Annotated in this window: 15 protein-coding genes and 1 rRNA gene; 2 read left to right on the plus strand and 14 right to left on the minus strand. The window is 65.2% G+C overall.

The features are described 5' to 3' along the window. The 3 genes from AB0362_RS26250 to AB0362_RS26260 form a co-directional block, all read right to left on the minus strand. Nucleotides 1-91, minus strand: a 16S ribosomal RNA gene (locus AB0362_RS26250); the annotation flags it as partial. 582 nt (nucleotides 92-673) lie between these two features. Next, nucleotides 674-1,948 (minus strand): tyrosine--tRNA ligase, encoded by a 1,275-nt coding sequence (gene tyrS, locus AB0362_RS26255; RefSeq protein ID WP_094640062.1) that lies wholly within the window; start codon nucleotides 1,946-1,948, stop codon nucleotides 674-676. Between the two features lie 38 nt (nucleotides 1,949-1,986). Beyond that, nucleotides 1,987-2,631 (minus strand): DNA-3-methyladenine glycosylase, encoded by a 645-nt coding sequence (locus tag AB0362_RS26260; RefSeq protein WP_300519629.1) that lies wholly within the window; start codon nucleotides 2,629-2,631, stop codon nucleotides 1,987-1,989. 80 nt (nucleotides 2,632-2,711) lie between these two features. Between AB0362_RS26260 and AB0362_RS26265 the strand changes: the two genes are divergently transcribed. Both AB0362_RS26265 and AB0362_RS26270 read left to right on the plus strand, forming a co-directional pair. Beyond that, nucleotides 2,712-3,443: an ABC transporter ATP-binding protein gene (locus AB0362_RS26265; RefSeq protein ID WP_317784303.1), complete on the plus strand. Its 732-nt coding sequence runs from the start codon at nucleotides 2,712-2,714 to the stop codon at nucleotides 3,441-3,443. Beyond that, nucleotides 3,440-4,195: an ABC transporter permease gene (locus AB0362_RS26270; RefSeq protein WP_366236297.1), complete on the plus strand. Its 756-nt coding sequence runs from the start codon at nucleotides 3,440-3,442 to the stop codon at nucleotides 4,193-4,195. Before AB0362_RS26265 ends, AB0362_RS26270 begins: the two co-directional genes overlap by 4 nt. A gap of 45 nt (nucleotides 4,196-4,240) precedes the next feature. Here AB0362_RS26270 and AB0362_RS26275 read toward each other — a convergent pair whose 3' ends face one another. From AB0362_RS26275 to AB0362_RS26325, 11 genes are all read right to left on the minus strand, one after another. Continuing rightward, nucleotides 4,241-4,447: a Trm112 family protein gene (locus AB0362_RS26275; RefSeq protein WP_037192601.1), complete on the minus strand. Its 207-nt coding sequence runs from the start codon at nucleotides 4,445-4,447 to the stop codon at nucleotides 4,241-4,243. An 86-nt stretch (nucleotides 4,448-4,533) separates the two neighbouring features. Beyond that, nucleotides 4,534-7,554 carry an AMP-binding protein gene (locus AB0362_RS26280; RefSeq protein WP_283347325.1) on the minus strand — a complete coding sequence of 1,007 codons (3,021 nt, stop codon included), beginning with the start codon at nucleotides 7,552-7,554 and terminating at the stop codon, nucleotides 4,534-4,536. A gap of 105 nt (nucleotides 7,555-7,659) precedes the next feature. Next, complete coding sequence (gene argH, locus AB0362_RS26285; RefSeq protein ID WP_149406073.1) at nucleotides 7,660-9,108, minus strand: argininosuccinate lyase; 1,449 nt, start codon at nucleotides 9,106-9,108, stop codon at nucleotides 7,660-7,662. After that, on the minus strand, nucleotides 9,105-10,304 hold the full coding sequence (locus tag AB0362_RS26290) for an argininosuccinate synthase (RefSeq protein ID WP_094640067.1): 1,200 nt from the start codon (nucleotides 10,302-10,304) through the stop codon (nucleotides 9,105-9,107). Before AB0362_RS26290 ends, argH begins: the two co-directional genes overlap by 4 nt. A gap of 51 nt (nucleotides 10,305-10,355) precedes the next feature. Then, complete coding sequence (locus AB0362_RS26295) at nucleotides 10,356-10,871, minus strand: arginine repressor (protein ID WP_037192611.1); 516 nt, start codon at nucleotides 10,869-10,871, stop codon at nucleotides 10,356-10,358. Beyond that, the gene (gene argF, locus AB0362_RS26300; RefSeq protein ID WP_094640068.1) at nucleotides 10,868-11,803 is read right to left on the minus strand and encodes an ornithine carbamoyltransferase; all 936 of its coding nucleotides are present in this window, start codon (nucleotides 11,801-11,803) and stop codon (nucleotides 10,868-10,870) included. The genes AB0362_RS26295 and argF overlap by 4 nt, the downstream gene beginning before the upstream one ends. Next, nucleotides 11,800-13,005 carry an acetylornithine transaminase gene (locus tag AB0362_RS26305; protein ID WP_269593973.1) on the minus strand — a complete coding sequence of 402 codons (1,206 nt, stop codon included), beginning with the start codon at nucleotides 13,003-13,005 and terminating at the stop codon, nucleotides 11,800-11,802. The genes argF and AB0362_RS26305 overlap by 4 nt, the downstream gene beginning before the upstream one ends. After that, a complete protein-coding gene (gene argB / locus AB0362_RS26310; RefSeq protein ID WP_366236298.1) occupies nucleotides 13,002-13,916 on the minus strand; it encodes an acetylglutamate kinase in 915 nt (304 codons plus the stop codon). The genes AB0362_RS26305 and argB overlap by 4 nt, the downstream gene beginning before the upstream one ends. Further along, on the minus strand, nucleotides 13,913-15,115 hold the full coding sequence (gene argJ, locus AB0362_RS26315; RefSeq protein ID WP_366236300.1) for a bifunctional glutamate N-acetyltransferase/amino-acid acetyltransferase ArgJ: 1,203 nt from the start codon (nucleotides 15,113-15,115) through the stop codon (nucleotides 13,913-13,915). Before argJ ends, argB begins: the two co-directional genes overlap by 4 nt. Nucleotides 15,116-15,147: 32 nt before the next feature. Beyond that, complete coding sequence (argC, locus tag AB0362_RS26320; protein ID WP_149406077.1) at nucleotides 15,148-16,203, minus strand: N-acetyl-gamma-glutamyl-phosphate reductase; 1,056 nt, start codon at nucleotides 16,201-16,203, stop codon at nucleotides 15,148-15,150. Between the two features lie 52 nt (nucleotides 16,204-16,255). Beyond that, complete coding sequence (locus AB0362_RS26325) at nucleotides 16,256-16,813, minus strand: hypothetical protein (protein ID WP_317784306.1); 558 nt, start codon at nucleotides 16,811-16,813, stop codon at nucleotides 16,256-16,258. Nucleotides 16,814-16,918: the final 105 nt, after the last annotated feature.

A 16,918-nucleotide genomic window follows, 5' to 3' on the forward strand; every position in this document is an offset into this window, starting at 1 on the left:
TCGTGTACCCCGAAAGGCCTTACCGCTCGACTTGCATGTGTTAAGCACGCCGCCAGCGTTCGTCCTGAGCCAGGATCAAACTCTCCGTAAAAGACTCTCGATCAACAGTCGAAACTGCAAATCAGTCATAAACATAAAGAGTCAAATCACTAGCAAAAAAACTCAACTAGCAAAACAAACAAAACCTTCTCACCTCAGACGGGAAGAATGAAGCAAGAAGATGTCACACTCAGACCCCAAAAGGCATGAGCGCCAAAAACATTCGGCACTGACATTCATCGACACACTGTTGAGTTCTCAAAGAACACGCGCACACCATTCACCGTCGAGCTGAAGCTCGCGGATGTCCGGGGCAACCGTTCCAGCTTAGATCAGATGATCAAGCGCAGTCAAACTGGCTTCACATCCGTGAAGAAGTCGAACCTTTCGGCTTTGACATCTTCATGGTGTCGGAAGCGAACTCCGCGTTGCTCAGGCCTTGCGGTCTGGGCTGGCGTCCGTGTCGCTCTGACCTGGACAAAGTTACGCCCCGGATAACAACGCGTCAAATCCCCAGGTCGTTCACGCGTGAATCGCGTGAACGGCCTGGTCGCAACCGGTCACTTACCCACCTGACGGGCGTCGTAACCAAATTACATGGATGTGACTCCGCCCACTGACTACAACGGAAAACTCAGTCCGCGATTCGGGCGCCTGCGAAGTTCCGCTTTCCGCGTCGGACCACCAACCACCGGCCGTGCAGGAGATCGTCCGCACCGGGCGTCCATTCTTCGTCGGAAATCTTGACGTTGTTGACCGATGCGCCGCCCTCCTTGACTGCGCGTCGGGCAGCGCCCTTGCTCTCGCTCAACCCCGTAGCGACGAGCAGATCGACGATGGTGTTCGGTGCACCGGCCTCGATGTCGGCCACAGACGCTTCCTGTAGCGCGGCAGCGAGCGTCTTCTCGTCGAGTTCGGTCAGTTCGGCCCGCCCGAAGAGCGCCTGGCTGGCCAGTTCGACCGAGCGAGTCGCGGCTTCGCCGTGGACGAGCGTGGTCATCTCGGCGGCCAGGCGCTTCTGCGCCTCACGCGCGTGCGGACGCTCGGTGGTCGCCGTCTCGAGTTCGGCCAACTCGTCCTTCGACAGGAAGGTGAACCAGCGCAGGTACTTCACCACGTCTGCGTCACCGGTGTTCACGAAGTACTGGTACCAGGCGTACGGGCTCGTCATCTCCGGGTCGAGCCACAGGCTGCCGCCTCCGGTGGATTTGCCGAATTTCTTGCCGTCGGCGGAGGTGACCAGCGGAACCGTCATGGCGTGCACCGACTCGGCGTCCTGGCGCCGGTTCAGCTCCACCCCGGCGATGATGTTTCCCCACTGGTCGGAGCCGCCGATCTGAAGACTGCAGCCGTATTGCCTGCGGAGCTGCACGTAGTCGTTCGCCTGCAACAGCATGTAGCTGAACTCGGTGTACGACATTCCGTCGCTCTCGAGCCTGTTCTTCACCGTCTCGCGAGCAAGCATGACGTTGATCGAGAAGTGCTTACCGATGTCGCGAAGGAAATCGATCGCGGACAGCTCCCCCGTCCAGGACAGATTGTTCACCACCACTGCACCCGTCGGGCTCTCGTCCAGGTCGACGAACCGTTCGAGCTGACCACGGATACGCGAGGCCCACTCGGTGACGACCTCGGGGGAATTCATGGTGCGCTCCCCTACATCGCGAGGGTCACCGATGAGTCCCGTCGCACCACCGGCGAGGATGATCGGGCGATGGCCGGCTCGCTGGAAACGCTTGAGCGCCAGCAACGGCACGAGGTGCCCTGCGTGCAGCGAGGGACCTGTCGGATCGAAACCGGAATACAGCGTGATCGGGCCCTCGGACGTAGCCTTCTTCAGCGCATCCACATCGGTGGACTGTGCGATCAGTCCACGCCAGGTCATTTCGTCGATGATGTTCTCACTCACGACGTCGATCCTCCCGTATGGACGCATCCAGGCGTCGGTCAGGCCTCCGAGCCACCGGGAGCGGCGGCGCGGGGACTGCGTTTGTAGCTCGACACCGCCTGCGACCCGATCACCCAGAAGCGCCACGGACGATCGGCTTCCGAACTCACCCCTACCCGTGGGCCGGATGCAACCGCCTTCTCGTTCAACGGGCGCTCGAGTAATTCGAGGGTGACGGCCGACGACGCGTCGAACACGTCCGATCCGTTGTCTCCCAGCGAGACGCCAAGGGCTCGACCGAGATTTCCGGGCCCGCGGGCCCAACCGGCCTCGACCCGCGCGGACCGTGGACCGCGGCCGGCGCGCCTGGTCTCGACGATATGGTGACCGGCCACCACTTCACCCGCTCGAAGCAACACCGCAGCGGCGGTACCGTCCGGGCCGCAGCTCACGTTCACACAAAGATGCATTCCGTAGCTCAGGTAGACGTACAGACGCCCCGCAGGACCGAACATCACCTGGTTACGAGGGGTTGGGCCCCGGAAGGAATGCGCGGCCGGATCCGGCCATGGACCATCGAGCGGACCACCGTAGGCCTCGACTTCCACGATGCGCACCGACACGTCGCCCACGGTGACGGTTCCGCCGAGGATGCGTCGGGCTGCGGCGTCGGGTTCCCCGATCTCCAAGTCAGCGACATTCATCGATCCCATGATGCTTCGCCCTTGACCACCGTGCGCCGACGGGGCTATGACTTCGACATCCGACAAGTCTGGAGGCCGCTATGGCGTTCACCGGTGAACACGCCGTCGAGATCACAGGGCTGACGGTTCGCCGCGGCAAGCGAACGGTGCTGAACAATCTGTCCCTGACAATCCCCCGTGGTGTCATCACCGGACTTCTCGGTCCATCGGGCTGCGGTAAGACGACTTTGATGCGATCGATCGTCGGCACTCAGATCGTCAGCAGCGGAACCGTGACAGTACTCGGATCGCCGGCCGGCTCGGCACCGTTGCGCCGCACAGTCGGGTACGTGACCCAGGCACCGAGCGTCTACCGAGATCTCACCGTTCGCGAGAACGTGCAGTACTTCGGGTCGCTGTACGGTCGCCGGCGCGCGGACGTCGCGTCCGCCATCGAGACCGTCGGACTGGCCGACCACGCGTCGTCACGAGCGGGCGAGCTCTCCGGCGGCCAACTGGGGCGGGTCTCCCTGGCCAGCGCGCTGGTTGCCGAACCCGAGCTGATCGTCCTCGACGAACCGACGGTCGGCTTGGATCCCGTGCTGCGCTCGGAGCTGTGGTCGCGTTTCGCCGATATCGCGGCAAGCGGCACAACGGTGCTGGTCTCGAGCCACGTGATGGAAGAGGCGGAGCACTGCAGCCGTCTCGTTCTGATGCGCGACGGCACCGTTCTCGCCCACTCGAGCCCGGACGCGCTACTCGCGCGCACGAACGAAACGACCCTCGATCGCGCATTCCTGTCCCTCATCAGATCTACCGAGGAGACATCGTGAACGCGCGTATCTACGCAGCCGGCACGGGCCGCATACTGCGACAGCTACGAGCAGACCATCGATCGGTGGCGATGGTGCTGCTCGTTCCGTCCCTGCTGATGGTGTTGCTGTATTACCTGTACCGAGACGTGCCGACCCCGCCTGATCAGCAGCCGTTGTTCGATCGGATCGCGATCACGATGCTCGGCATCCTGCCGTTCGTCGTCATGTTCCTGATCACGTCGATCTCGATGCAGCGTGAACGATCCTCGGGAACGCTCGAACGCCTGCTGACGACTCCGATGTCCAAACTGGATCTGCTCGCAAGCTACGGGTCCGCGTTCTCGCTGGCCGCCGTCGGACAGGCGGTACTCGCATGCACCGTCGCGTTCGGATTTCTCGGGCTCGACATCGAGGGCTCGGTAGGTTGGGTACTGGTGATCGCAATCCTGGGAGCGATGCTCGGGGTCGCCATCGGACTGCTGTGCAGCGCATTCGCTCGCACCGAGTTCCAAGCCGTCCAGTTCATGCCGGTGGTCGTGATTCCACAGCTGTTTCTCTGCGGACTCCTGGTGCCGCGCGACCAGATGCCGAACTGGCTGAGCACGATCAGCGATGTCCTGCCGCTGAGCTACCTGGTCGACGCGCTCCAGGAGATATCCAGGTACCCCGGAGTCACCGGGCGCATGTGGACCGACATCGCCGTGGTCACGGCGTTCACCGTCGCTGCGCTGAGCGGAGCCGCCGCGACATTGCGTCGACGAACCCAGTAGTCGACGACCCCTGTAGTCGACGAACCCGGCGCGCGGCCGAGAGTTCTAGGACGTGGCGCGAGCCAGGATCGACTCGTGCTCGGCGTCGTCGACATCGCGGGCGTCGTCGGCGAGCAACACCGGGATGCCGTTCTCGATCGGATATGCACGCCGCAGTCGCGGGTTGTAGAGCAGTTCCCCTTCGATCAACAGCAGCGGGCCCTTGTCCACCGGGCACGCGAGTATGGAAAGCAGTGTCGAATCGATTGCCACAGGTGTCCTTTGCTCTGCTCCGGTCGAACCGGAGTGGTGTACTCGCTTACGCTACCGAACCCGTATTCTTCCGTGCCGACTCGTTCCTACGACGATTTTTCGGCCGCGGCCTCGCGCCCGACGAACCGTTCGGCCACAACAGCTTTCGTCAATCGACGGTAGCTGTTCGACTCGGAGTCGTAGAACCACGAACGTGCACTCGGCGTCGGAATGCCGACCTTCTTCAACGCCGTCGCGGTCGGTCGGTACGCGCGTCCTACCGGAATTTCGGGCACCACGTGCACGATCGCCGGCCGCTCGGCCGGGAGCAGCACTCCGAGAGTGTCCGTCAATGCACGAGCGGTGATCACCGCCTCCGGTTGCAGCGAGATGGCGCAGACGGCCACCTCGGTGGCCGAAGCCTCGACGCGCACCGATCGTGGCCGATCGGATGTCACCCGCACTCCGTAGACCACGGCCGAATCGACCTGATCCAGGTCACCTACCGCATCGACGATCGGCTGGGTGTACACCGGACCGCACGCCGAGCGCACCACGGTGTCCTTGCGGTCGACGAGCCAGTAATCGCCGTCGGAATCGCGACGGAAGAGGTTCTCGGTGGGGATCCAGGCATCCGTGGGCTCGAATACTCCACGCATGACATGGCTGGTCGCTTCGCCGTCCCCGCTCGGTCGGCCGAGGAGTAGCCCGATCTCGTCGTCACGGCACTGCCGGACGAAACCGTCGTCGTCCTCTTCGAGACGGCCCGTGATCGGGTCGTAGGCCGCCAACGCAACCCGTGCACTGCCCGGCAGCGGACGTCCCTTGGAGCCGATCTTCGAGCCGGCCACATTGGCCAGGATCACGTCGTTCTCGGTGGATGCGTAGAACTCGAGCACCCGAGCCGGGCTGAACCGCGCCAGCGTGCGACGCCACAGCCCCACCGGCATGCCGGAGCCGATGAACAGGCGCACCGGGTGGCCGGAGTCGACCGGGAACCGGCCGTCGTCGAGGATCTGCCGCATCATCGTCCAGGTGTAGCTCACGACGGTGACGCCGTAGCGGTACACCTCTTCGCTGAACCGCTCGGGCTCGAGACCACGGGAGAGCGCGATGCGTGACCCGCCCGCAAGCGCACCACCGATCGTGACGAGAATCCCGGCCGAATGATGTAGCGGGGCAAGGCAATAGACAGTATCTCCGGGTCCGAGCGCGGCCGTCGTCGCGGTTCCGAACGCAGACAACGCCCAGCGATGATTGGTGATGTATCTCGGTTCGAGACCGCGATCTGTGGTCGTGAACAGGATCATCGCCAGTTCGCGGGCACGACCCGGATCCGGCTCGTACCACTGAGGCAGACGCACCGCGTCGGGATCGATGGCCTCGAGATCGACCACCTCGTAGCCTGACGGGATGTCGAGGCGCCGAGTCTCACCGCCGCCGAGCACCAGGACGTTCGGTGCCACCGGGACCGCCGCCGCAGCGTTCTCCGGATCGGCGATCACCGTGTCGACGTCGACGGTTCGCAGGGCTGCGGTCAGGTCGCTGCCCGGCTGCAGCAGAACAGGTACGGCCCCGATCCGCGAGAGGGCCGCCATCGCGGCCAACGCGCTCGGACGAGTCTCCATCAACACACCGATGCGCGACGCAGGTCGCACGCCGACACTGATCAATCCGCGCACCACATTGTCGATGCGGACGTTGACCGCATCGTAGGTGTGCACTCGGTCGTCGAACAGGAAGCACTCGCCGTTCGGAGACTTACGTCCCTGCTCGGCGATCAAGCGCCCCAACGACACTCGACTGTGCGGCTGCATCTGCCCGAGGCGGGCGAGCCTCGGCAACGTACGCACGGCCTCGGACGAGATTTCGCGGGTTCCGCGCACCGCGCCGGTCGCCGCCGACGCCAGCCCGCGGCCGACACCGACGCCCACCTCGGCGATGGAGGCAGCGGTGTGGATCAGTCGATTGGTGATCGACACACCGCTTTCGGAATCGCCGTGGTCCTCGCGCTCCATCACACGGACCGCCTCCGGCTTCGGTCCGAGATCCTCGCGCCACCGTATCCAGTTTCCCGTCGTCGGCCAGGTCTGTGCAGCCGCGGTACTTCCGACAACCAGTCCGAAATGACCTGCGCGCAAGGTGGTTTCGAATACCTGGGCACGCGGGGCAGCGCGCTGGATGCCGCGCACGGCCAACGGTTGACCGATGTCGTCGACTTCGCCGACGAAGGCGAGCACGGGCACCGTGAGTTCGGCCAGAGTCAGCAATCTGTCCTTGATGACGAAACCGCCGGTCATCATGCGGTTGTGGACGACGAACTGCTTCAGCAACTCCGCAACGGCCGGGCCGGACCACGCCACCCACCCGTCCATCGCCAGAAAGCGACGCTGCGGCTCGCGTGGGAGCAGCGCCTCACGATCGTGCAATTGCCGCAGGAAATCCAAGCGCGACCGCACGGTCTTCGCCGGATCGAGCAACTGGAATCCCGTCCGCGCCATCCACCCCGACACAGCGAGCCGAGTGAACACGTGATCGGCGAGGAACTCCGCTCCCCGCGTCGCCACGCCTGCCGGAATCCCGAGCGGCAGACCGGCAAGCGTGTCGACCGGAGCTCCGAACGTGATGAGGCTGGCCAGATTTCGGCCACCTCGGTAGGCGGCCGCCTGGTAGCAGAACATGCCGCCCTGGGAGTAGCCACCCAGGTGGACGTCGCGACCGGTGTGCTCGTGCACCTTGTCGACGACCTCGCTGATCGCCACGACGTGATCAGCGAGCGTACGGCCCCATCCACCCTCTTCGGTATCGGGTGACCCGAAATCGACAACCCACGGATCCAGACCCATGCCGTGCAGAATTCCGGCCGCACCTTGGTCGGTGGTGACGTCGTAGACGTCCGCGGAGACCATCATCGGCGGAATGAGCACCACCGGAGGACTGTCCGCGGGCACATCGTCGGGGAAATACCGCCGAAGCCGATACATCGGCTCGCGATCCATCACCCGAAACGGCGACGGATCCACCTCGGTTTCGAGCCCACCCAGACGAATGACCTCGAGACCGTTCTGGGCTGTGGCGATGGCACGCCGCAGTGGTCCACGTACGGCATCTGCATTCAGTCCCACCAATACACTCCTGCGTTCGGCCCGACGGAACGACCGGCATCGGTCTTCGCGTGACGAAAGCTTCTCACATCACACTCGAGGAAACCGGCGTGGATATCGATTGCCCTCTCAGTGCCGCAACACCGGTTCCTCGGCCCATGCACGCAGGGTCGCGGCAGTCGCCCGCACGCCCCCGAGCTGATGAGCAACCTGCACGGCCGCCGTCCCACCGCGGGCATCGCGCGACGAGATCGAGCCCTCCACCGTGAGCACCTCACGAACGTCGGGAGTGAGTGCCGGATCGATCGCGGCGAGTTCCTCGTCGGTCAGATCCACCAGCCCGACGCCTCGCGCCTCGGCCGCCCGAACGCAGGCACCCGCGGCCTCGTGGGCAACCCGGAACGCGATCCCCTGCCGCACCATCCACTCGGCGATGTCGGTGGCAAGAGTGAACCCGGCCGGTGCCAGCTCGGCCATGCGTTCGGTGTGGAATTCGAGTGTCGCCGTCAACCCGGTGAGCGCCGGGAGCAACAACTCGAGCTGCGCGACCGAATCGAACACCGGCTCCTTGTCTTCCTGGAGATCACGGTTGTAGGCCAACGGTTGCGCCTTCAGCGTGGCCAGCAGGCCGGTCAGATTACCGATCAAGCGGCCGGTCTTTCCGCGAGTCAACTCCGCGACGTCCGGATTCTTCTTCTGCGGCATGATCGAGCTGCCGGTCGACCACGCATCGGCCAGCGTCACGTAGCCGTACTCGGGAGTGCTCCACGAGATGACCTCCTCGGCGAATCGCGACAGATCCACCGCCGTCATCGCCAACACGAAGGCCGCCTCGGCGGCGAAGTCGCGCGAAGACGTGGCGTCGATCGAGTTCTCGGCGGACGAGTCGAACCCGAGCTCGGCAGCGATCTTCTCCGGACTCAGCCCCAACGACGAACCGGCGAGAGCACCGGAACCGTACGGCGACACCGCTGCTCGCGTGTCGAAATCCGCGAAGCGCTGCACATCGCGCAACAACGGATGGGTGTGCGCGAGCAGATGATGCGCCAGCAACACCGGCTGCGCGGCCTGCGAATGCGTCTTACCCGGCATGACGGCCGTGGGATGCGCCGCAGCCTGGGTGGCCAACGCGTCGACCACATCGAGAACGCCGACCGACACCCGGCGGACGGCGTCGCGTAGCCACATGCGGAACAGCGTGGCCACCTGATCGTTACGCGACCGGCCCGCACGCAGCCGGCCACCGACCTCGGGTCCGACCCGGTCGATCAAACCGCGCTCGAGGGCACCGTGCACGTCCTCGTCCGATTCGGCTGCCACGAATTCACCGGAGGCGACGTCATCGGCGAGTCGCTGCAAACCGTCGAGCATGGTCTCGAGGTCCTGCGGGGTGAGCAGTCCGGCACCGTTCAGCACTCGGGCGTGCGCCATGGATGCGCGGATGTCGTACGGCGCGAGGACCCAGTCGAAGTGCGTCGACTTGCTCAACGCTGCCATGGCGGCGGCCGGCCCCGATGCGAATCTGCCGCCCCAGAGCGAACCTTCGTTGGTTCCGTGTGCGGTCTCCGAATTCGTCACAGGCCCAGGTCCCTCTTCGCGGCGATCTTCGACGACAGTCCGTGCAGCTGAACGAATCCCTTGGCCGCGGACTGGTCGAACGTATCGCCCTCGTCGTAGGTGGCAAGGTTGAAGTCGTACAGCGACTCGCCACTGCGCCGTCCGTTGACGATGATCCCGCCCGCGTGCAGAACCAGGCGAATATCGCCGGAGACGTGCTCCTGCGTGTGCTCCACGAACGTGTCGAGAGCACCCTTGAGCGGGGAGTACCACAGGCCGTCGTACACCAGCTCGGCCCACTTCTGGTCGGTGTGGCGCTTGTAGCGACCGAGTTCGCGTTCGAGGGTCACGTGCTCGAGCTCCTCGTGGGCGCGGATGAGCACCATGGCACCGGGTGCCTCGTAGATCTCGCGACTCTTGATGCCGACGAGCCGATCCTCGACCACGTCCAACCGGCCGACACCCTGCGCTCCGGCACGAGTGTTGAGCTCCTGGATCGCTTCGAGCACCGAGACCGGGCGACCGTCGATCGCGACCGGGCGACCCTTGTCGAACGAGACGATCAGTTCGTCCGGAGCCTGGAAGTTGACCGTCGGATCCTCGGTGTAGTCGTAGACGTCCTTGGTCGGCGCGTTCCACAGGTCCTCGAGGAAGCCGGTCTCCACCGCGCGCCCCCACACGTTCTGGTCGATCGAGAACGGCGACTTGGTGGTCACGTTGATCGGGATGTCGTTCTCCTCGGCGAACTTGATCGCCTTCTCGCGCGTCCACGCGTAGTCGCGAACCGGTGCCAACACCTCGAGCTCGGGGGCGAGGGTGTTGAAGCCGACCTCGAAGCGAACCTGGTCGTTGCCCTTGCCCGTGCACCCGTGTGCGACAACGGTTCCGCCGTGCGCCCGCGCGTTCTCCACGAGGTGCTTGACGATGAGCGGACGACTGATCGCCGACACGAGGGGATACCGATCCATGTACAGCGCGTTGGACTGCACCGTCGGCAGGCAGTACTCGTCGGCGAACTCGTTCCTGGCATCGACGACGACGGATTCGACTGCGCCGCAATCGAGTGCGCGTTGACGCACGACGTCCATGTCCTCGCCGCCCTGCCCCAGATCGATGGCGACGGCAACGACCTCCTTGCCGGTCTCCCTGCCGATCCAGCTGATGGCGACGGAGGTGTCGAGTCCGCCGGAGTAGGCGAGGATGACGCGTTCGGCCATGGTGTTCAAGCTCCTTCGTTGTTCTTGATGCGCATGATGGGTAACCGGATCTCAGTTACCGCGTCGAGCAAGCTTTTCGATCTTGTCCGCGACCTCGCCACCGGTATGTGGCTCGCGGGCGATCAACAGAATCGTGTCGTCACCGGCGATGGTCCCGACGATCTCCGGCATCGCAGCACGATCCAGAGCGCTGGCCAGGTAGTGCGCCGCGCCCGGTGGCGTGCGGAGGACGGCCTGGTTCCCGCTGTGGTCGGTGGACACCAACAACTCCCCCAGCAACTTCAGGAGGCGGTCGGTGCCGCCGGACACTCCCCGGACCGGGCTGCCGTCCTCGGGCACGACGTACACCCCCACTCCACCGTCCGGCGCGCGCAGTTTCACGGCACCCAGTTCCTCGAGGTCCCGCGAGAGAGTGGCCTGAGTGGTGTCGATCCCCTCGGCTGCGAGCAACGACGCCAGCTGCGGTTGACTGCGCACCTGATGGGTGGCCAGCAACGCGATGATCCGTGCCTGCCTGCCCGCGCGGGTCGACGCGGTCAACGGCACCGCAGTGACGTCCTCGCTCATGGTCGTCGGGCCTGTTCGAGGAGCCACACCAGCAGTGCCTTCTGCGCGTGCAGGCGGTTCTCGGCCTCGTCCCAGACAACACTCTGGGGACCGTCGAGCACCTCGTCGGTGATCTCCTCGCCGCGATGTGCAGGTAGGCAGTGCAGCACGACGGCGTCCGACTGGGCCTTCGAGAGCAGGTCCGAATCGATTCGATACGGCCGGAACGGGGCGACGCGATCGAGACCGTCGTTCTCCTGGCCCATCGACGTCCAGGTGTCGGTGACGAGCGCGTCGGCACCGGCGGCGGCCTCGACCGGGTCCTCGGTGATGGTGATGGTGGCCCCGGTTTCCTCGGCACGCGCATGCGCCGCGTCGAGAACGTAACCGAGCGGGGCAAATTCCTTGGGCGCAGCGATCCGCACGTTCAGCCCGGCCGTCACTCCGCCGATGAGCAGCGAGTGCGCCATGTTGTTGGCACCGTCACCGAAGTAGGCCAAGGTGCGCCCCTGCAGATTTCCCTTGTGCTCGATCAGGGTCTGCAGATCCGCCAGAACCTGGCACGGGTGGAACTCGTTGGAGAGGGCGTTGACGATCGGAATCGTTGCGCCGGTCGCCATCTGCTCGAGCCGCTTCTGCCCGAACGTGCGCCACACGACCGCCTCGACATAGCGCGAGAGAACCCGCCCCGTGTCCTGCAGCGTCTCCTCGCGACCCAACTGGGTGTCGCGGCCCGTCACCACCACGGCATGACCACCCAACTGCGCGATGCCCATCTCGAACGAGAAGCGGGTCCGTGTCGAGTTCTTCTCGAAAATGACGCCGACTCCCTTGGGGCCCTCGAGCGGACGCTTCGAGAACGGAGCACGCTTGAGTTCGGCTGCCAGAGCGAGGATTTCACCCTGCTGCGCGGGCGTGATGTCGTCGTCCCGGAGGAAATGCTGAACGGTCATGGCTGATGAGCCTCCTGTGCTGCGTCGAGAATTGCCGGTAACGCCGTCACGAACGACGCGGCTTGCTCTTCGGTGATGATCAACGGTGGTGCGAGCCGAAGCACGTCGGGCTGGGCCGCGTTGAGGAGGAAGCCTGCCTCGCGCGCGGCGGCTTCGGCCGCCGGTGCGACGGCGTCGGTGAGGACCACACCGAGGAGAAGGCCCGAACCCCGAACATGGCTCACCAGAGGGTGATCCAGATTCTCGATGGAGTGTGCGATGGTCTTGCCGATGCTGTCGGCGTGCGAGAGCAGGTCCTCGTCGGCGATGGTGCGCAGCACGGCCAGAGCCGCCGCCGCGCATACGGGGTTACCACCGAACGTGGTGCCGTGCTTGCCCGGATGCAGCAACTCCCCCGCCGCTCCGATGCCGATGCAGGCCCCGATGGGAAGGCCGCCGCCCAGACCCTTGGCGAGCGTGATGACGTCGGGCACGATGCCGACCGACTGGTGAGCGTAGAACCAGCCCGTTCGGCCGATACCGGTCTGCACCTCGTCCAGGACCAGCAGTGCGCCGTGCTTCGCGGTGATCTCACGGGCGGCGAGTAGATATCCCTCCGGCGGAACCACCACGCCTCCCTCACCCATGATGGGTTCGAGAAACACTGCGGCAGTGTCCGAATCGACGGCAGCTTCCAGCGCGGCCACATCGCCGTACGGAACGTGGTGCACGCCGGCAGGCATCGGCTCGAACGGGATCCGCTTGTCCGGCTGACCGGTCAGAGCGAGAGCGCCCATCGTCCGTCCGTGAAACGACTTCTCCGCCGCCACGATGTTGGGACGGCCGGTCAGGCGAGCGATCTTGAACGCCGCCTCGTTGGCCTCGGTTCCCGAGTTGCACAGGAACACCCGACCGGTGGCCCCGGCACCGAGCTGCGCGAGCAATTGCTCGGCCAACGCGATACCGGGTTCTGTCGCATACAGATTCGAAGTGTGCCCGAGGGTGGACAGCTGAGTGGTGACCGCCTCGATCACCGCCGGGTGGGCATGTCCGAGGATGTTCACGGCGATACCCGCGAGCAGGTCCAGATACTGCTTTCCGTCGGCGTCGGTCACCACCGCGCCCTCGCCGCGGACGAGCGCCACGCGCGGAACACCGTAGTTGTCCATCAACGAATTCGACCACCGCTGTTGCAGATCGAGGGTGGACTCGGTGCCGGTCATGGCGTGACTCCTGACGTAGAAGAGTGATCGGGGGTGACCATGGTGCCGATTCCCTCACCGGTGAACAGCTCCACCAGCACGGAATGTTCGACGCGACCGTCGATGACATGAGCCGACGGAACGCCGGCTCGAACCGCCCGCAGGCACGCTTCCATCTTCGGCACCATCCCGGCGTCGAGTGAGGGCAGCAACGCCTCGAGCGTGGACGCGTCGATCTCGGAGGTCAACGAGCTGCGATCGGGCCAATCCGTGTACAGGCCTTCGACATCGGTGAGCACCACCATCTTCTCGGCACCGAGGGCACTGGCGAGCGCCGCTGCCGCAGTGTCGGCGTTGATGTTGTGGACGACGCCGTCGCGGTCGGGCGCGATGGTGGACACCACCGGAATGCGTCCTGCGGCAATGAGATCGAAGACCGCGGCAGGATCAACCGACGTGACGTCGCCGACGAGACCGATGTCGGTCTCGGTGCCGTCGACCAGCACGGTGCGACGCGTCGCGGTGAACAGGTGCGCATCCTCACCGGAAATTCCGACGGCATACGGACCGTGACCGTTGATCAGGCCGACGAGCTCGCGCCCGACCTGACCGAACAGCACCATCCGCGCGACGTCCATGACCTCGGGGGTGGTGACGCGGAATCCGCCGCGGAATTCACCGGCCAGGCCGAGTCTGGTCAGCATGGCCGAGATCTGCGGCCCACCGCCGTGAACGACGACCGGATGGATTCCGACGGTGCGCAGAAACACCATGTCGGCCGCGAACGCCCGCTTCAGATTCTCGTCGATCATGGCATTTCCGCCGTACTTCACGACGACGACCTCGCCCGAGAATCGCTGCAGCCAGGGCAGAGCCTCGGCGAGCGTGAAGGCCTTCTGCGCGGCCGTCAACTGCAGTGCGGCCGAGGTCATGACGAGTACGCCGAATTCTCTTCGACGTACGCGTGCGAGAGATCGGTGGTTCGGATGGTGGCAGACCCTGCGCCGAGACCGAGATCTATGGTCACCGAGATGTCGACACCGGACAGATCGACCTCCCGAGCTCCCGGCGCTCCCACGCCGTCGATGCACACCGGATTTCCGTTGAAGGACACGGCAATTCGATCCGGATCGAGCTCGATCGGGGCGATACCGATTGCCGCGAGCACACGGCCCCAGTTGGGATCGGACCCGAAGAGGGCCGTCTTGGTCAGGGAGTCCCTGGCGACCGCGCGAACGCCGATCAGGGCGTCGTCCTCGCTCATCGCGCCCGACACGGTGATCCGCACCCGCTTGGTCACGCCCTCCGCGTCGGCCATCATCTGGTCGGCCAAGTCGTCGCACACCGCCAGGACCGCGGCGTCGAGTTCTTCCTGCGACGGTGCCACTCCGCTGGCCCCGGACGAGAGCAGCAGCACGGTGTCGTTGGTCGAGGACGCGCCGTCGACGTCGAGCCGGTCGTACGACATCCGGGTCGCCGCGCGCAGTGCCTTGTCCAGCTGGTCCGCGGTGGCGACAGCATCGGTGGTGATGACGCTGAGCATCGTGGCCAACGACGGTGCCAGCATGCCTGCACCCTTGGCCATGCCGCCGACGTTCCATTTGTCGGCATGATGAACGGCTGCCTGCTTGGGCACGGTGTCGGTGGTCATGATCGCGTACGCCGCATCGGTACCACCCGAAATTCCGCCCGCGAGCTCGTGCACCACCTCGGTCACACCGGGCAGCAGCTTGTCCATCGGGAGCCGGTCACCGATGAGACCCGTCGAGCAGACGGCGACCTCGATCGCTCCGGTCTCGGAACCCCAATTGCTCAGTGCGGACGCCACCTCCTCGGCTGTACGGTGCGAGTCCTGAAAGCCCGGCGCACCGGTGCAGGCATTGGCACCACCGGAATTGAGGATGACTGCGCGCAGCCGTCCGGTGGAGAGCACCTGCTGCGACCACAACACCGGCGCAGCCTTGACCTTGTTGCGGGTGAACACACCCGCCGCAGCGAAATCGGGACCCTCGTTGAACACCAAGGCCAGATCGGACTTGCCACTCGCCTTGATTCCGGCCGGAATACCGGCAGCGCGGAAACCTGCAGGACAGGTGACACCCTGCGTGCGCACGAGCTTGCCCGCAATCATGCCGACGGCCTCCGCCTGGCTCCCGACGCTGCTCATGGTGCTACTCCTACGGTAGAGAGACCCTCGGTCTCGGTGATTCCCAGTGCAAGATTCATGGATTGGACGGCAGCTCCCGCCGTGCCCTTGGCCAAGTTGTCGATGGCCGCGATCACGACGAGCAAGCCGGCGTCCGCATCGACCGACACGCTCATCTGCACGGCGTTCGACCCGATGACCGAACCGGTCTGCGGAAGACGACCGGCTGGAAGCACGTGCACGAACGGCTCTGCCGCGTAAGCCTTCTCGTAGACCTCGACGGCCTGCGCCTGCGTGGCGGTGGTGATCGCGGTGCAGGTGGCCAGGATTCCGCGGGGCATCGGTGCGAGAACCGGCGTGAAGGACACCGCAACAGCACTACCGGCGAGCGCCGAGAGGTTCTGCACGATCTCGGGAGTGTGGCGGTGTGCGCCCGCAACCGCGTACGCCCGAACCGAACCCATCACCTCCGAACCGAGAAGATCTGCCTTCGGAGCTCGGCCTGCACCCGAAGTACCGCTGACAGCAACGATATTGACGCGGGGCTCGATGATGCCTGCGGCGACAGCGGGTGCGAGCGCGAGCGACGACACCGTCGGGTAACAACCGGGGACGGCGATGCGAGTGGCACCGACCAATCGCTCACGGCAGCCCGGCAACTCCGGCAAGCCGTACGGCCAACTGCCCGCGTGCGGACTCTTGTAGTACTTCTCCCACGCCGCACCGTCGGTGAGGCGGAAGTCGGCCCCGCAATCGATGATCACCACGGACTCGGGCAGCTGCAGCGCGAGTTCGGCGGACTTGCCGTGCGGGAGCCCCAGGAACACCACGTCGTGACCCGCGAGCTCGTCGACGGTGGTCGGGGCGAGAACGCGGTCTGCGAGTGGCAACAGATGGGGATGGAATTCACCCAGCGTCGCACCGGCATTGCCGCCCGCGGTCAGAGTGCCGATGACCAACGAACCGTCGCGCACTCCCGGGTGCCCGAGCAGCAGTCGAAGAATTTCACCGCCGGCGTACCCACTTGCGCCCGCCACTGCGATGCGCCTCGGCGTGGCCTCCGAAATAGTCATGCGGTTTATTATGCAGCATCATGCAAGCTCATTCATGAACGGGTCCGGTGTGTCAGCGTCCACCCATGGACTTGCGGATCTCGTCGAGCTTCCTCCGGCCGGCGTCCTGCCGTTCGTTCCACTGCTCGTCGAGGTCACGGCCCGCCCTGGACTCTCGGTCCAGTTCCTCCGCGCCGACGGCTGTACCCGATCGCTGTTCGACCTTGTCGCGCACACCGTCCCACGTCGGCACCCCCGAATCGGTGAAGTCACCGATCGGCGCGCGCACCGCACCGGCACCGTATCCGCTACCGATGGGCTGGTCCTCGACCAGCTCCGCATCGATGATCCCCGGTACCGTGCCGCCGAGCGGAGCCCCCGGTGGTGGATCACCGAGCGGCTGGTCGATCCGCGGCTTGGTCACCTGCGGAACGTCGACATCGGGAACCGTCCCGGGTGGTGCGCCGCGATCGGGTCCAGTGGATTCGGGTTCAGCATTGCGCAACTCGGCCGCCAGCGCCGATGCGGCTGCCGCTACCGGGGCCAACCGGGACCGACCTGCCACTGCAGCCAGGATCTCCTCGATCACCTGAAGATCCGTCGCCGCACCGTCTGTTCCGAATTCACTCATGCGCTGCTCCCGTCACCCGTCGTACTCGTGACTCCACGCTACGGACAGACGAGCCCGGGTGTGCACGGATCAACTGCGCAACTGCGCTGGTTCAACTGCACAACT

Source organism: Rhodococcus sp. NPDC079359 (genome assembly GCF_040702585.1).
Classification (GTDB): Bacteria; Actinomycetota; Actinomycetes; order Mycobacteriales; family Mycobacteriaceae; genus Rhodococcoides.

Excerpts from the sequence above, each read along its gene's own strand:
- AB0362_RS26260 (WP_300519629.1), bottom strand. The coding sequence starts at position 2,631 with ATGAATGTCGCTGACTTGGAGATCGGGGAACCCGACGCCGCAGCCCGA.
- AB0362_RS26265 (WP_317784303.1), top strand. The coding sequence starts at position 2,712 with ATGGCGTTCACCGGTGAACACGCCGTCGAGATCACAGGGCTGACGGTT.
- AB0362_RS26290 (WP_094640067.1), bottom strand. The coding sequence starts at position 10,304 with ATGGCCGAACGCGTCATCCTCGCCTACTCCGGCGGACTCGACACCTCC.
- AB0362_RS26295 (WP_037192611.1), bottom strand. The coding sequence starts at position 10,871 with ATGAGCGAGGACGTCACTGCGGTGCCGTTGACCGCGTCGACCCGCGCG.
- argF (WP_094640068.1), bottom strand. The coding sequence starts at position 11,803 with ATGACCGTTCAGCATTTCCTCCGGGACGACGACATCACGCCCGCGCAG.
- AB0362_RS26305 (WP_269593973.1), bottom strand. The coding sequence starts at position 13,005 with ATGACCGGCACCGAGTCCACCCTCGATCTGCAACAGCGGTGGTCGAAT.
- argB (WP_366236298.1), bottom strand. The coding sequence starts at position 13,916 with ATGACCTCGGCCGCACTGCAGTTGACGGCCGCGCAGAAGGCCTTCACG.
- argJ (WP_366236300.1), bottom strand. The coding sequence starts at position 15,115 with ATGATTGCGGGCAAGCTCGTGCGCACGCAGGGTGTCACCTGTCCTGCA.
- argC (WP_149406077.1), bottom strand. The coding sequence starts at position 16,203 with ATGACTATTTCGGAGGCCACGCCGAGGCGCATCGCAGTGGCGGGCGCA.
- AB0362_RS26325 (WP_317784306.1), bottom strand. The coding sequence starts at position 16,813 with ATGAGTGAATTCGGAACAGACGGTGCGGCGACGGATCTTCAGGTGATC.